The sequence below is a fragment of the Variovorax sp. 05L425 genome (assembly GCF_056397705.1).
In genome coordinates this window covers 21,939-34,790 of record NZ_JBFTNY010000006.1, presented here as the reverse complement: position 1 = coordinate 34,790, position 12,852 = coordinate 21,939, and the positions used below count along the sequence as shown (strand labels likewise).

The 12,852-nt window shown below is 66.1% G+C and carries 11 protein-coding genes; 4 read left to right on the top strand and 7 right to left on the bottom strand.

What is annotated here, in order from left to right; all coding sequences use genetic code 11:
- Positions 1-107: 107 nt before the first annotated feature.
- Positions 108-1,202, top strand: coding sequence for a PA0069 family radical SAM protein (locus AC1DN9_RS08905; protein WP_478099226.1), 1,095 nt, complete (start codon positions 108-110; stop codon positions 1,200-1,202).
- On the opposite strand, the gene AC1DN9_RS08900 is transcribed toward AC1DN9_RS08905, so the two are convergent.
- Genes AC1DN9_RS08900 through AC1DN9_RS08890 form a run of 3 tightly spaced genes read right to left on the bottom strand, consistent with a single transcriptional unit; the run spans position 1,153 to position 7,053 of the window.
- Entirely contained in the window at positions 1,153-2,634 is a 1,482-nt protein-coding gene (locus AC1DN9_RS08900) for an efflux transporter outer membrane subunit (RefSeq protein WP_478099580.1), read from the bottom strand. The genes AC1DN9_RS08905 and AC1DN9_RS08900 overlap by 50 nt on opposite strands.
- Positions 2,634-3,842, bottom strand: coding sequence for an efflux RND transporter periplasmic adaptor subunit (locus AC1DN9_RS08895; RefSeq protein WP_478099224.1), 1,209 nt, complete (start codon positions 3,840-3,842; stop codon positions 2,634-2,636). Before AC1DN9_RS08895 ends, AC1DN9_RS08900 begins: the two co-directional genes overlap by 1 nt.
- 4 nt (positions 3,843-3,846) lie before the next feature.
- On the bottom strand, positions 3,847-7,053 hold the full coding sequence (locus AC1DN9_RS08890; RefSeq protein ID WP_478099223.1) for an efflux RND transporter permease subunit: 3,207 nt from the start codon (positions 7,051-7,053) through the stop codon (positions 3,847-3,849).
- Between the two features lie 63 nt (positions 7,054-7,116).
- Here AC1DN9_RS08890 and AC1DN9_RS08885 point away from each other — a divergent pair, with 63 nt between their 5' ends.
- Entirely contained in the window at positions 7,117-7,638 is a 522-nt protein-coding gene (locus tag AC1DN9_RS08885; protein ID WP_478099221.1) for a gluconokinase, read from the top strand.
- On the opposite strand, the gene AC1DN9_RS08880 is transcribed toward AC1DN9_RS08885, so the two are convergent.
- Entirely contained in the window at positions 7,635-8,252 is a 618-nt protein-coding gene (locus AC1DN9_RS08880) for a 3'-5' exonuclease (RefSeq protein ID WP_478099220.1), read from the bottom strand. The genes AC1DN9_RS08885 and AC1DN9_RS08880 overlap by 4 nt on opposite strands.
- A 101-nt stretch (positions 8,253-8,353) precedes the next feature.
- Here AC1DN9_RS08880 and AC1DN9_RS08875 point away from each other — a divergent pair, with 101 nt between their 5' ends.
- Together AC1DN9_RS08875 and AC1DN9_RS08870 are read left to right on the top strand one after the other, a co-directional pair.
- Entirely contained in the window at positions 8,354-9,349 is a 996-nt protein-coding gene (locus tag AC1DN9_RS08875) for a Bug family tripartite tricarboxylate transporter substrate binding protein (RefSeq protein WP_478099219.1), read from the top strand.
- Positions 9,350-9,362: 13 nt separating this feature from the next.
- The gene (locus tag AC1DN9_RS08870) at positions 9,363-10,580 is read left to right on the top strand and encodes a Rieske 2Fe-2S domain-containing protein (RefSeq protein ID WP_478099217.1); all 1,218 of its coding nucleotides are present in this window, start codon (positions 9,363-9,365) and stop codon (positions 10,578-10,580) included.
- A gap of 3 nt (positions 10,581-10,583) precedes the next feature.
- On the opposite strand, the gene AC1DN9_RS08865 is transcribed toward AC1DN9_RS08870, so the two are convergent.
- The 3 genes from AC1DN9_RS08865 to AC1DN9_RS08855 are packed head-to-tail and all read right to left on the bottom strand — an operon-like array spanning position 10,584 to position 12,851.
- Entirely contained in the window at positions 10,584-11,069 is a 486-nt protein-coding gene (locus AC1DN9_RS08865) for a MarR family winged helix-turn-helix transcriptional regulator (RefSeq protein WP_478099216.1), read from the bottom strand.
- A gap of 7 nt (positions 11,070-11,076) precedes the next feature.
- Positions 11,077-11,943, bottom strand: a complete 867-nt coding sequence (gene fghA / locus AC1DN9_RS08860; RefSeq protein ID WP_478099215.1) for an S-formylglutathione hydrolase — start codon at positions 11,941-11,943, stop codon at positions 11,077-11,079.
- Positions 11,940-12,851 carry an alpha/beta fold hydrolase gene (locus tag AC1DN9_RS08855; protein ID WP_478099213.1) on the bottom strand — a complete coding sequence of 304 codons (912 nt, stop codon included), beginning with the start codon at positions 12,849-12,851 and terminating at the stop codon, positions 11,940-11,942. The genes fghA and AC1DN9_RS08855 overlap by 4 nt, the downstream gene beginning before the upstream one ends.
- Position 12,852: the final 1 nt, after the last annotated feature.

The window sequence follows — 12,852 nt, the reverse complement described above, 5'->3', positions numbered from 1 at the left end:
CCGAGAGCTTACGCCGTGTACCCCGCTTGCGGCCAAAACATGCGGTTGATGCAAGGCCGGCGAAATGGTGGAATACTGGTTGTTCATACAGTATTTCAGGCGCCGCCATGGCTGACATCATCATCCCCCTTCATGCCATCAAGGGCCGAGGCTCGGCCACGCGTCTTGCGCATCGCTTCGAGCGCGATGCCCGCAACGCCTTCGACGACGGCTGGGGCACGCTCGAAGAGGGCGTGGCCGAGGCCGACACATTGCCGCCGCTCGCGACCGAGGTCCGGTTCGAGGACGTCAAGTCGGTGCTCAGTCACAACGATTCGCCCGATGTTCCTTTCGACCGTTCGCTCAACCCATACAGGGGTTGCGAACACGGCTGCATCTATTGTTTCGCTCGGCCCACGCACAGTTATCTCAATCTCTCGCCGGGCCTCGATTTCGAGACGAAGCTGATCGCCAAGCGCAACATCGTCGAGGTGCTTCGCTCCGAATTGGGTCGCAAGCGCTACAAGCCGAGTCATATCGCGATCGGCACCGCGACCGATTGCTACCAGCCCATCGAGCGCCAGTTCCGGCTCACGCGCTCGGTGATCGAATTGCTGAAGGAGACGCACCATCCGTTCGGCCTGGTCACCAAGTCCAGCGCCGTCGAGCACGATCTCGACCTGATCGCGCCGATGGCTGCCGAGCATCTGGCCGCGGTGTACGTCACCATCACCACGCTCGACGGCGAACTGGCGCGCAAGCTCGAACCGCGCGCCGCCGCGCCGCATCGCCGGCTGCGCACCTTGCGCACGCTCGCCGAAGCGGGTGTTCCGGTGGGCGTGAGCGTTGGGCCGCAGATTCCCTTCGTCACCGAAGACATGGAACAGGTGCTCGAAGCGGCCTGGGATGCCGGTGCGCGTTGCGCTTTCTACACGGTGATCCGGCTGCCGTGGGAAGTCGCGCCGTTATTCAAGCAATGGCTGGAGTTGCACTATCCGCAGCGTGCCGGCCGCATCATGGCGCGCATTCGCGAGATGCGCGGCGGCAAGGACTACGACGCAGATTTCGCGACCCGCATGAAGGGCAGCGGATTGTGGGCGGATCTGATCCGTCAGCGCTTCGAGAAGGCGACGAACCGCATCGGGTTCAACCGCGATCGCATCGTGCTCGACCTCAGCGCGTTCCGACCACCTGGCGCAGCGGGGCAGGGCAGTCTGTTCTAGGGCCGGCCGAGCCACGTGGCTCGACGCCGCACCAATCGCCGCCGAGCGCCTTGACGAGAAACACCGAGGTCTGCATCCGCTGGCCCGCGATCTGCGCCGCCTGGCGTTCCGTCGAGAGCACGGCCTGCTGCGCGGTGATCACGTCGAGGAAGGTCGTGGCGCCGCCCTGGTAGCGGGTGGCGGCCATGTCCAGCACCCGGCGCGCGCTTTCAACGGCGGTGAAGGACTGCGTCGATGCACGGTCGAGCGAAGCAAGGCCGGTGATGCCGTCTTCGGCTTCCTGCATCGCGTTGAGGACGACACGGCGGTAGTTGGCCACCGTGACGTCATAGCCGGCGCGTGCGAAATCAACGTTCGACCGGATGCGCCCGCCGTCGAAGATCGTCTGCGTGGCCGACACGCCGAGCGACCACAGCAGGCTTTGCGCATTGAACAGGCTGGAGAGCGTGTTGCTGTCCACGCCGCCCGTGGGCAACAGCATGACACTCGGATAGAACGCCGCCGTGGCAACGCCGATCTGCGCGTTGGCGGCGGCCATGGCGCGTTCAGCCGCTGCAACGTCGGGTCGGCGCTCCAACGCATCCGAAGGGACGCCGATCGGGATCGCCGGTGGCACGAGCGGCTTCACGTCCGGCGCAATTGAGAACGAAGGCGCCGGCGTTCCGGTCAGCGTGGCGATGGCGTGTTCGAACTGCGAGCGCTGCTTTTTCACGACGTCGACCTGCGCAAGCGTGTTGTCGAGCAGCGCGTGCTGCTGCGCGACGTCCAGGCCGGACACGGCGCCGAGGTCGTGCCGGTCGGTGACGAATTCGAGCGCACGCCGCTGCAACGCAATCGAGCGCGCCAGCACGTCGAGGTCGATGTCGGTCGATCGCAAGTTGTAGTAGGCCGATGCAAGATCCGTCGTGAGCAGCAGCCGGGTGTTCTCCAGATCGGCGGCCGATTGCGCGGCCGACGCCGTGGCCCCCTCGATCGAGCGCTGCACGCGGCCTGCCAGGTCGGCCTCGTAGCTGGCCGCGAAAATCACGCCGAAGTCGTTCTGCACCGTCGAGAAATTCGGCACGGCGTAGTTGGTCAGCGGGCGGTTGGCGGAAATCTTGAGTCGTTGGGCTCGCGTGCCGACACCCAGTTGCGGATAACGGCCGGCCTCGTTCCCCGCCAGCGTGGCGCGCGCCTGCGCCAGTTTCGCGCTGGCCACATCCAGTGTCGGACTGTCGGCCAGTGCCTTTTGTTGGAGCGCGTTGAGTTGCGCATCGCCGAAGCGCTCCCACCACGGGCCCTTGTCGGATGCATCGCTCGGGGTGCCTTGCCGCCACGGTTCTTCGAGCTGCCAGCTCACCGGCACGTCGACGGACGGCTTCTTGTAGTCCGGTCCGACGGCGCAACCCGCGAGCGCGGCGACCGCCAGGGCCATCAGCGAGGGCACCCACATCACGCCGATTCCTTCGCGACCACGACGACATCGCCCTCGGCCAGCGAATCGGAGGGGTTCAGCACGAGCCGGTCGGTGCCTGAGATTCCGTCGAGCACTTCCACGGTTTCGCCGTAGTTGCGGCCGATCGAGACGGGACGCAGGTGAACCTTGCCTTGTGCATCGACCACGGCGACGCGCGTGCCTTCAGCCCTGAAGAGCAGCGCGTTGCCCGGAATGGTCAGCGATTTGCTTGCTGCAAGCGGCAACGACACTTGCACATAGGCGCCCGGCAGCAGGGCGCCGTCCTTGTTGGGCAGCGAAACTTCGACCTGCATCATGCGCGTGCCGGCGTCGATGGCGCCCGAGGTGCGCGCCACCTCGCCCTGAAAGCGCTGGTCGCGCAGTTCGGCCTGTGTCACGACCACCGGCTGGCCCGCCTTGATGAGTTGCGCATAGGCCTGCGGCACGTTGATGTACACCCGCAGCGGATCGGTCTGCGCGAGCAGGAACAAGGGTCGCCCGCTGCCGGCGTCGATCAGGTCGCCCACATCGACGTTGCGCCGCGTGACCACGCCCGAGAAGGGCGCCAGCACGCGCTTGAAGCCTTCGGTCTGCTTCAGGCGCTGGACATTGGCGTCGGCCGCGGCGAGGTTGGCGGTGGCTTGCGCAACGGCGCTGCGTCGTTCGTCCAGGTCCTGCTGCGAAACCACGTCCTTCTTGCGCAGGTTCTCCCAGCGCGCGACGGTGCTCTTCGCCAGTTCGAGACTGGAGGCGGCCTGCTGGCGCGCGGCGATCGCCTGCGAGAGCTGCTGGTCGATTTCGGGCGTCTCGATCTCCGCGAGCAGTTCACCCTTCTCGACACGGCTGCCGATGTCCTTGGTCCAGCGCCGCAGATAGCCACTGGCGCGCGCCGAGATCGGCGACTGCACATAGCCTTGCAGCGTGCCCGGCAGCGCCAATGTCTGCCCGGCGGCGGGTGTCTGGGGAAGGGCAGTCTTGACGTACTGCGCCGCACGTTCGGCAGTGCCGACTTCCAACGCACGCGCATTGGTCATGCGAACGAACACGGTGCGCGCGGCGCCGACGGCGAGAACCGCCAGCACGATCAGCACCGCGATCCGGGTGCGGCGGACGATTTGCCGCCGCCTGGGCAATTCGTGGTGATCGCCGTTTTCATCGGCGGCGATCGGGTGGATGCCCAGTGCCGCGTGGCGTTGCTCCGTCATTTGATCAAGTCTCCTGGGGCTCGGCCCCGAGCGAGGGTGGTGTGGCTTGGCGCGCCGCCTGGCGGTGCGCGCGGCGGCTGTGGATTTCGGCGAACACGGCCGGCACGAAGAAAAGCGTCGACACCGTTGCGAAGAGCAGGCCGCCGATCACGGCGCGGCCCAGCGGCGCGTTCTGTTCGGCGCCTTCGCCGAGGCCGAGCGCCATCGGGATCATGCCGATGATCATGGCCAGCGCGGTCATCAGCACCGGCCGGATGCGCGTCGCACCCGCTTCGAGCGCGGCGGAGAGCGGTGGTACGCCTGCGGCCAGCCGCTCACGCGCGAACGCGATCAGCAGGATGCTGTTGGCAGTGGCCACGCCCATGGTCATGATCGCGCCCGTCAAGGCCGGCACGCTGAGCGTGGTGCCCGTGATGAACAACATCCACGCAATGCCCGCCAGCGCAGCCGGCAGCGCGGTGATGATGATGGCGGCGTCGATCCATGACTGGAAGGTGACCACGATCAGCAGATAGACGAGGACGATCGCCATGGCCAGCCCGACCCCGAGTCCGACGAAGGACGACTGCATCGTTTGCACCTGCCCGCGAATCGTGACCTGGCTGCCGCGCGTGAGCTTGGGCCGCATCTCGTCGACCAGCACCTTGACCTTCGAGGCCACGCTCGCGAGGTCGGTGCCCTGGACGCTGACGTAGACATCGATCACTGGCGCGATGTTGTAGCGCGACGCCACCGCCGGCTGCCTGCCCGCCTGCGCATCGACGAGGTTGCCGAGCAATTGCGGCGCGCCGCTCCCCGCGCCTCCCGAGCCGGAGGCGACCGGAATGTTGAGCAGGGAGTCGAGCGAGTCCACCGTGTATTGCGGCGATTGCACCGCAACGCTGTAGACCACGCCGTTCTGAGGGTTGAGCCAGAAGGCCGGCGCCGTCTGCGAACTGCCCGACAGCGCGATCAGCACGTTCTGGCCGACGTTCGACGCCGTCAGGCCGAACTGCTGCAAGCGCGTCCGATCCATCTGCAGGTTGAGGCCGGGACCGTCCTGCCGCTGATGGACGTGGGCATCGACCGCACCGGGAATCTGCCGGATCGCCTTGACCAACTCCGCCGCGCGTGCCGCATTGCCGTCCAGGTCATTGCCGCTGAACTGCACATCGATGGCGGCGGGCAGGCCGAAGTTGAGGATCTGCGTGACGATGTCTGCAGGCTGGAAGAAGAACTCCGTGCCCGGGAAGCGCTTGGGCAGCTCAGCCCGCAAGAGCGAGACGAATTCTTCCGTCGGCCGGTGCCCGTCGCGCAACGACAGCAGGATCTCGCCGTCGAGCGTGCCGATCGTCCCTGCGTTGCTGTACGACAGGTTGATGCCGCTGTTGGGTACGCCGAGGTTGTCCAGGATGGTTTCGAGCTGGTCATCGGGCACCAGTTGGCGAACGACGGCCTCCACCTGGTCGGCCAATCGCGCCGTTTCCTCGATGCGGGTGCCGGTGGGCGCGCGCATGTGCAGGCGGATCTGGCCTGCGTCCACGCTCGGGAAGAAATCGCGGCCCAGCACCGGATACAAAAGGCACGACAGCAGACAGAACCCGAGGAAGACGGCAATGAACCGCCCCCGTCGAGACAAAAGTGCCGACAGCACCAGCGTGTAGGCGCGTCGCACACGCTCGAATCGGGCGTCGAAGCTGTGGTAGACGCGTTGCAGCAGGCTCGGGTTGGTATCTGCGGCGGCTTTGGCGTGGACGCCGCCCATCAGCATCATGACCAGCGTCGGCACCAGCGTCCGCGACAGCAGGTAGGACGCCAGCATCGCGAACACCACCGCTTCGGCCAGCGGCACGAACAGGAATCGCGCCACGCCCGAAAGGAAGAACATCGGCACGAACACGATGCAGATACAGAGCGTCGAGACGAATGCCGCCGGGCCGATTTCGCCCGCGCCGACCAGGATGGCCTCGTTCAGTTCGGTGCCCATGTGCAGGTGGCGCTCGATGTTCTCGATCGTCACGATCGCCTGGTCGACCAGGATGCCGACGGACAGCGCCAGCCCGCCCAGCGTCATGAGATTGAGCGTCTGTCCCATTGCGTAGAGCATGAGGATCGACGCCAGGATCGACAGCGGAATGGTCAACCCGATGATCAGCGTGCTGCGCCAGTTGCCGAGGAAGAGCAGCACCATCGCAGCCGTCAACGCCGCCGCGATGAGCGCCTCGAACACCACGCCTTTCACCGCTGCCTTCACGAAGATCGACTGGTCGAACAGCGGCGTGACCTTGATGTCCTGCGGCATCCCTTGCGCGGCGACCGGCAGCAGATCGCGAATGTTGGCGACGATGTCCAGCGTCGAGGCGCCGCCGTTCTTCAGCACCGACAGCAGCACGCCGCGCACGCCGTCCTGGCGCACCACATTGGTCTGCGGCGAGAAGCCGTCGCGCACATAGGCGACGTCGCGCAGGTAGGTGGTCGCCCCGCCTTGGGTGCGCACCGGCAGGTCGTTGAGGCCAGCGATGGCCTCGGGCGAGCCGTTCATGCGCACGCTGTATTCGGTGGCGCCGAACTTGACGGTGCCCGACGGCAGGATGAGGTTTTGCGCGTTGACCGCATTGACCACGTCGGCCGGCGACAGGCCGCGCGCCTGCAAGGCCTGCGTGTCGAGGTCGACCGAAATGAGGCGGTTCTTGCCGCCATAGGGAAAAGGCACGGCCGCGCCCGGGACGGTGATGAGCTGCGGCCGAAGCTGGTTGATCGCGGCGTCGAACAGCGCGTTCTCCGGCCTGGTGGGGCTCGACAACGCCAACTGGACGACCGGAATACTCGACGCCGAATACTTGATCACCAGCGGCGGCGTGATGCCCGGAGGCAACTGGCGCACTTGCGTCTGCATCGAGGCGACCACCTGCGCGATGGCCGTCTCGATGCTCGCCGTCGGCTGGAAAAAGACCTTGATGACGGACACGCCGGCCAGCGACTGCGATTCGATGTGCTCGATGTCGCTCACTGTCGTTGTCAGGCCGCGCTCGGTCTGGCCGGAAATGCGCTGGCCCATCTCCTGGGCCGGCAGGCCGCCGTAGTTCCAGATGATGCTGATGACCGGAATGTTGATTTCCGGAAAGATGTCGGTCGCCATCCGCAGCAGCACGAAGGGAGTGGCCAATACGATCAGCATCGCCATCACGATGAAGGTGTACGGACGACGCAGAGCCAATTGAACCATGGACACGACTTGTTACTTCTGGGCGAAGAGGCCGCCATCATAAGGAGAGATGGCTGGACAATTGAGACGATGCAACAGCTTTACGTTCCCGGCCGCGATAACCCCTTTCACTGGCTGGTGGTCATGGGGGTATCGGGCTGCGGCAAGTCGAGCCTGGGCTCGGCGCTTGCCGGGGATCTTGCGCTGCCACTGATCGAAGGGGACGATTTTCATGCGCGGGAAAGCGTTCGCAAGATGCGCGCCGGCATCCCGCTCACGGACGCCGACCGGGCCGGCTGGCTCACGAGACTGGGCGAGGAGTTGGCGCGTCACAAGGAAGGCGCGGTGCTCGCCTGTTCGGCGCTCAAGCGCGACTATCGCGACCGGTTGCGGGCCGCGGTGCCGGGATTGCGCTTCGTCTTCATGGCCCTGTCACGCGAGGAGGCCGAACGCCGGGTGGCCGCGCGAGCCGGCTCGCACATGTTTCCGCCGAGCCTGGTCGCCAATCAGTTCGCGACGCTGGAGTCGCCCGTGGGTGAGCCGGGCGTGCTGGAGGTCGATGCGACGCTGCCGCTCGACCAACTGGTCGAACAGACACGCGCCTGGCTTTAGGCGCCCGTGGCGTCCCGGCGCAAGCCGAGCGCATCGAACACGCGGATCGCCGCGTAGGCGTCGTTGGCCGCGTAGCGCAACTGCGCGTCCGTGAGCTGCCGGTTGGCCCAGTTCGACGTGGTCGCCTTGCGCGACTTGACGAAACGCCGGTCGAAGACCAGCGCCACGGCCGTCTTTACCCCGATCGACTTGCGGTAGCCGCGGCGGCGGAATTCCGAGTCGATGTCGAAGACGGCGCGGGGTTCGATGTCGAGACGCTGGCGGATCAGGGTCAGGTCGCTCGACAGGCCGAAGCCCGCTTTCAGGAGATCCGTCGAGGTCAGCAGTTCGCCCAGCACGCCGTGCAACTCGGTGCGGTGCAGCTGAAACAGCCACGCTTCGGACAGCGTCGCGAACTGGACGACGTGCGGCCCGTCCGAGACTTGGAACTTGGCGAAGGTCGGCTTCGATTCGGTATCGAAACCCACGACGCCGCTGGCCAACAGCGCGATGGCCGCGGCTTCTGCATCCTGCTGCGTGGTGACCACGCGGATGTCCTGCAGACCGAGGCCTTCGAAGGGTTCGAGGAGCGCGATCTGCTCGCGGTCGGGCAGCGGGTGGAGGTTGTCGTTCATTCAAGAAGCCGTCAGTGGACGCCGATTGTCTCTTCGTTGACGTCGCCAAATATCGTTGATAGCATCAACAAAATAAGAGAACCCCACGGAGACAGACCCCGATGCAGAAGACTTCGCTCGGCGGACGCAGGGATGCGCTTCGCCTGATCGCAACAACCGTGGCTGCCGGCGCATGGCCGGCGGCATGGGCGCAGGATCCATTCCCCAGCAAGCCGATCCGCGTGATCGTGCCCTTCGCGCCCGGCGGCGCGATCGACGTGGCCGTCCGTGCCATGACCGAGAAGGTGGCCGTGGACATCGGCCAGCCGGTCATCGTCGACGCGAAGCCCGGCGCCGGGACCATCGTTGGCGCGGATGCGGCGGCCAAGGCCGCACCGGACGGCTACACCTTGCTCATCACCACGAGCAGCACGACGATCAACAACGCAGGCGCCTACAAGAAGCTGCCCTATGACCCCGTCACGAGCTTCGCTCCGGTCACGCTGGTGTCGCTGGGCAGCGTGATGTTCGCCGGGCCGGCCGATGCACCCTACAACAACCTGAAGGAATTTGCGCAGTGGGCCAAGGCGCAGAATCGTCCGATCTCCTACGGCACCTGGGGCAAGGGATCTTCGGCCCATCTTTTCGGTGAACTGCTGCGCACGCGTTATGGCCTGAACATGCAGCACATTCCGTACAAGGGGGACGTCTCGGCACTCACCGACGTGCGCGGCGGCGTGCTGGACACCACCTTCTCCAGCCCCGTCAGCGCGAGGCCGCTGGTGCGGGCGAATGCCATCAAGGCGCTGGGCATGACGGGCCCGCGCCGCTCGGGCGGTCTGCCGGACCTGCCGACCTTCACGGAACAGGGCTTCGCAGGTTTCGAGCTCGCGGGCTACGTTGCCGTCTACGTCCCGGCAGGCACGCCGAAGCCGGTGATCGATCGCTTGAACAAGGCCTTCGTCGCTGCCATCCGAACGCCCGAAGTCACCCAGCGCCTCGTCGACCAGGGCCAGGACCCGATCGCGAGCACGCCGGAAGAACTGGCCGAGGTCTACAAGCGCGACGCACCGCAATGGCTCGCACTGATGAAAGCCGCCGGCGTCGAGCCGGAATGAGGGAATCCCACGCATGAACGCACGCCAAGACCACAAGAACATCATTCCGATCCGCAGCGCCTATACGTTGCCCGAGCCGGTGGTGCGCGACGAACTCGTCCGCACCGGACGCGGCACGGCGATGGGCGAACTGTTGCGCCGCTACTGGCACCCCGTCGGCCTGTCGAGCGATGCGGGCGACACGCCGCGCCAAGTCCGCGTATTGGGCGAAGACCTGATCCTGTTCCGCGCCGGCAACGGCGAGGCCGGCCTGCTGCATCCGCGCTGTGCACACCGTGGTTCATCGCTGTTGTACGGCAAGGTCGAGGAGGACGGCATCCGCTGCTGCTACCACGGCTGGAAGTTCGGCCCTGGCGGCCAATGCCTGGAACAGCCCTGCGAACCGGACGGTGGCAGCCGCGTCGGCCGCATGCTGCAGCCTGCGTATCCGGTGGCGGAGCGCTATGGATTGATCTGGGCCTACATGGGGCCGCCTGACAAGCAGCCGGTGCTGCCGCGTTTCGAGCCCTTCGAAAGCCTTGAAGAAGGTGAATTCCTCGAAGCCGACGACCAGAGCATCGGCGGCGGCGGCCCGGTGATCGTCGACTGCAACTGGTTCCAGCACTACGAAAACGTCGTCGATCCTTGGCACGTGATGGTGCTGCACGGCACCTTCTCCGGCACGCAGTTCACCGACATGATGCTGCGCGCGCCGACGATCACTTTCGAGACCACGCCGCGCGGCGTGAAGGTGACTTCGCTGCGCACGCTCGACGACGGTTCGGTGTTCCGTCGCGTGACCGAAGCCTGCGTGCCGACCTGGCGCGTGGTGCCGAATCCGCGCGTGGGACAGTACGCACGGGTCGAGTCGATCGGCTTCGTGCTTCCGATCGACGACACGCACTTCCGCATCTACACGGTGGCGCGCGTGCGCACAGCAGGCGAACTGAAGGGCTTTCGCTCGCGCCAAGGCGGCAAGCTGTGGAGCGAACTCACGCCGGACGAGCATCGCCGTTTCCCCGGCGACTACGAGGCGCAGAAGAGCCAGGGCGACATCACCTGGCACTCGCACGAGAACCTCGCGACCAGCGACCGGGGCATCGCGCTGCTGCGCCGCATGGTGCTGGAGCAGGTCAAGGCGGTGGCCGAGGGTGGTCATCCCGCAGGAGTGAGCTTCGATCCGGCCAACGACCTGATGAGTTTCGAAGCCGGCAACTTCCACGACCCGCTGCCGGCAACCACCGGGGCCTGAGGGTCAGGGCGGCGGCCTTGCCGCTTTCTCTGCCTTTTCCTCTTCCTCGATCAGCGCGAGCGCCTTGGCCCTGAGCTTGCGGAGCATGGCGGCCAACGCGGTCGCTTCGTCTTCGCTCAACTCGCCCCGAAAGATGCGGTCGCGCTGCCGCGCCGAGCGCGCGAGGGCTTTCACCTTCGTTCGGCCCGTGTCGGTCAACGCGAGTTCGGCCGACCGGGCATCGGTGCTGTGCGCGCGACGGGCGACCATGCCGCGCTCGACCAGCGCGCTCACGATGCGGCTGATCTGCGCCTTGTCGGTGCTCGAATAGTCGGTCAGCGCGCGCAACGTGACCGGCTGCAGATGCTCGATCAGCGCGAGCGTGCGCCATTCCATGAGGCTGACGTCATGTTCGCGCCGAAAACGCAGGGCCGCGCTGCGGCGCAGTGCATCCGAGGTGCTGTTGACCTCGTAGCTCAGCAAGGGAAGAAAGGCCGGCGCTGCGGGCATGGTTCGCTCAGGCCCGCAGCATCTTGTCGTGATGCATCAGATGGTCGGCAACGAAGCTCTGGATGAAGTAATAGCCGTGGTCGTAGCCTTCATGGCGCCGCAGCGTCAGCGGCTGGCCGGCTGCTCGGCAAGCGGCTTCGAAGCGATGCGAATGCAATTGCTCGGCGAGGAATTTGTCGGCTAGGCCCTGGTCGATCAGGATACCGGCCGGGAAGGGCGGCGCCGTCTGCGACTGCATCAACGCAGAGGCGTCGTGTGCGAGCCAGGATTCGCGGTCGTTGCCCAAATAGCCGCTGAACGCTTTCTCACCCCACGGGCATTGGGTCGGCGCGCAGATCGGCGCGAATGCCGACAGCGATTTGAATCGGCCCGGATGCCGCAGCGCCAGCGTGAGCGCACCATGTCCGCCCATCGAGTGGCCGAAGATGCCGACGCGTTTCGCATCGATCGGCAAGGCATGCGTGACGAGCGGCAGCAGTTCGTTGATGAGCCAGCTTTCCGTGCGCCAGTGCTCGGCCCAAGGTTCGGCCGTCGCGTCGAGATAGAAGCCCGCGCCGATGCCGAAGTCCCAGCTTGCAGTCGCGCCTTCGATGCCTTCGGCCTCCGGCCCCCGCGGGCTGGTATCCGGGCCGATCAATGCGAGGCCCAGTTCGGCCGCCATGCGCTGCGCGCCGGCCTTGACCATGAAGGTCTCCTCGTTGCAGGTCAGCCCCGCGAGATACATCACCGCGGGCACCGGTCCCCGTTCCGCCTGCGGTGGAAGAAACACCGAAAAGCGCATCGGCAGGCCGATCTCGCGCGAGCCGTGTTCATGAAAGCGTTGCACGCCGCCGAAGCAGCGATGTTCCGAGAGAGTCTTCAGGCTGTCTGTCATTTTTCGAGATGGGGTACGAGTTCGAGCACTGCGTCGGCAAAGATGCGCGGCGCCTCCTGCGGCATGTTGTGACCGAGGCCAGGCACGATCCGGTGCGAGCGAGGCCCGGTGAAGTTGCGGGCGTGCGCCGACGCATCGGCCGCCGGGCGAACGCCATCGTCGGCGCCATCGAAGGTGATGGTCGGCACGCCGATCGGCGGCTGAGCCGCAAGTTGCGCCTCGATGTCGGCATACGCCGGATCGCCCGCAACGAGCCCGAAACGGTGGCGATACGAATGAATCACGACGTCGACAAAGTCGGGATGATCGAAGGCCGCGGCGCTGCGCTCGAAAGTCGCATCGTCGAACTTCCAGGTCGGCGACCAGAGCTGCCATAGAAGTCGGGTGACGGCGCGGCGGTCGGCCGTGAGCCCGGCGCGTCCGCGCTCGCTGTGGAAGTAATACTGATACCAGAGCCGGTATTCGTTCTCCGCGGCATCCGGCTCCATCGCCTTGGCAATGTTCTGGATGTTGTAGCTGTTGAAGGAGACCAGTCCCGCGCAGCGATCCGGCCACAGCGCGGCCACCACGCAAGCGGCGCGGCCGCCCCAGTCGTAGCCGGCCAGCACCGCGCGCGGGATCTGCAGCGCATCGAGCAGTGCCATCAAGTCGGCCCCCAGCGCCGCCTGCTCGCCCGAGCGCGGCGTCGCATCGCTCAGGAATCGCGTCGCGCCATAACCGCGCAGGTACGGAACGATCACCCTGCAACCCGCGTCGGCCAGCATGGGCGCGACATCCACGTAGCTGTGGATGTCGTACGGAAAGCCATGCATGAGCAGCACCGGTGGGCCCTCGGCGGGCCCTGCTTCGAAGTAGCCGATCTCCAGCACCCCGGCTCGGATCGTGCGCAGTGCCTCCATGCGCGTCATG

What these genes read in the sequence shown, in the direction of transcription:
- AC1DN9_RS08905 (WP_478099226.1), top strand. Translation starts at nt 108, where the DNA reads ATGGCTGACATCATCATCCCCCTTCATGCCATCAAGGGCCGAGGCTCG.
- AC1DN9_RS08900 (WP_478099580.1), bottom strand. Translation starts at nt 2,634, where the DNA reads ATGTGGGTGCCCTCGCTGATGGCCCTGGCGGTCGCCGCGCTCGCGGGT.
- AC1DN9_RS08895 (WP_478099224.1), bottom strand. Translation starts at nt 3,842, where the DNA reads ATGACGGAGCAACGCCACGCGGCACTGGGCATCCACCCGATCGCCGCC.
- AC1DN9_RS08885 (WP_478099221.1), top strand. Translation starts at nt 7,117, where the DNA reads ATGCAACAGCTTTACGTTCCCGGCCGCGATAACCCCTTTCACTGGCTG.
- AC1DN9_RS08880 (WP_478099220.1), bottom strand. Translation starts at nt 8,252, where the DNA reads ATGAACGACAACCTCCACCCGCTGCCCGACCGCGAGCAGATCGCGCTC.
- AC1DN9_RS08875 (WP_478099219.1), top strand. Translation starts at nt 8,354, where the DNA reads ATGCAGAAGACTTCGCTCGGCGGACGCAGGGATGCGCTTCGCCTGATC.
- AC1DN9_RS08870 (WP_478099217.1), top strand. Translation starts at nt 9,363, where the DNA reads ATGAACGCACGCCAAGACCACAAGAACATCATTCCGATCCGCAGCGCC.
- AC1DN9_RS08865 (WP_478099216.1), bottom strand. Translation starts at nt 11,069, where the DNA reads ATGCCCGCAGCGCCGGCCTTTCTTCCCTTGCTGAGCTACGAGGTCAAC.
- fghA (WP_478099215.1), bottom strand. Translation starts at nt 11,943, where the DNA reads ATGACAGACAGCCTGAAGACTCTCTCGGAACATCGCTGCTTCGGCGGC.
- AC1DN9_RS08855 (WP_478099213.1), bottom strand. Translation starts at nt 12,851, where the DNA reads ATGACGCGCATGGAGGCACTGCGCACGATCCGAGCCGGGGTGCTGGAG.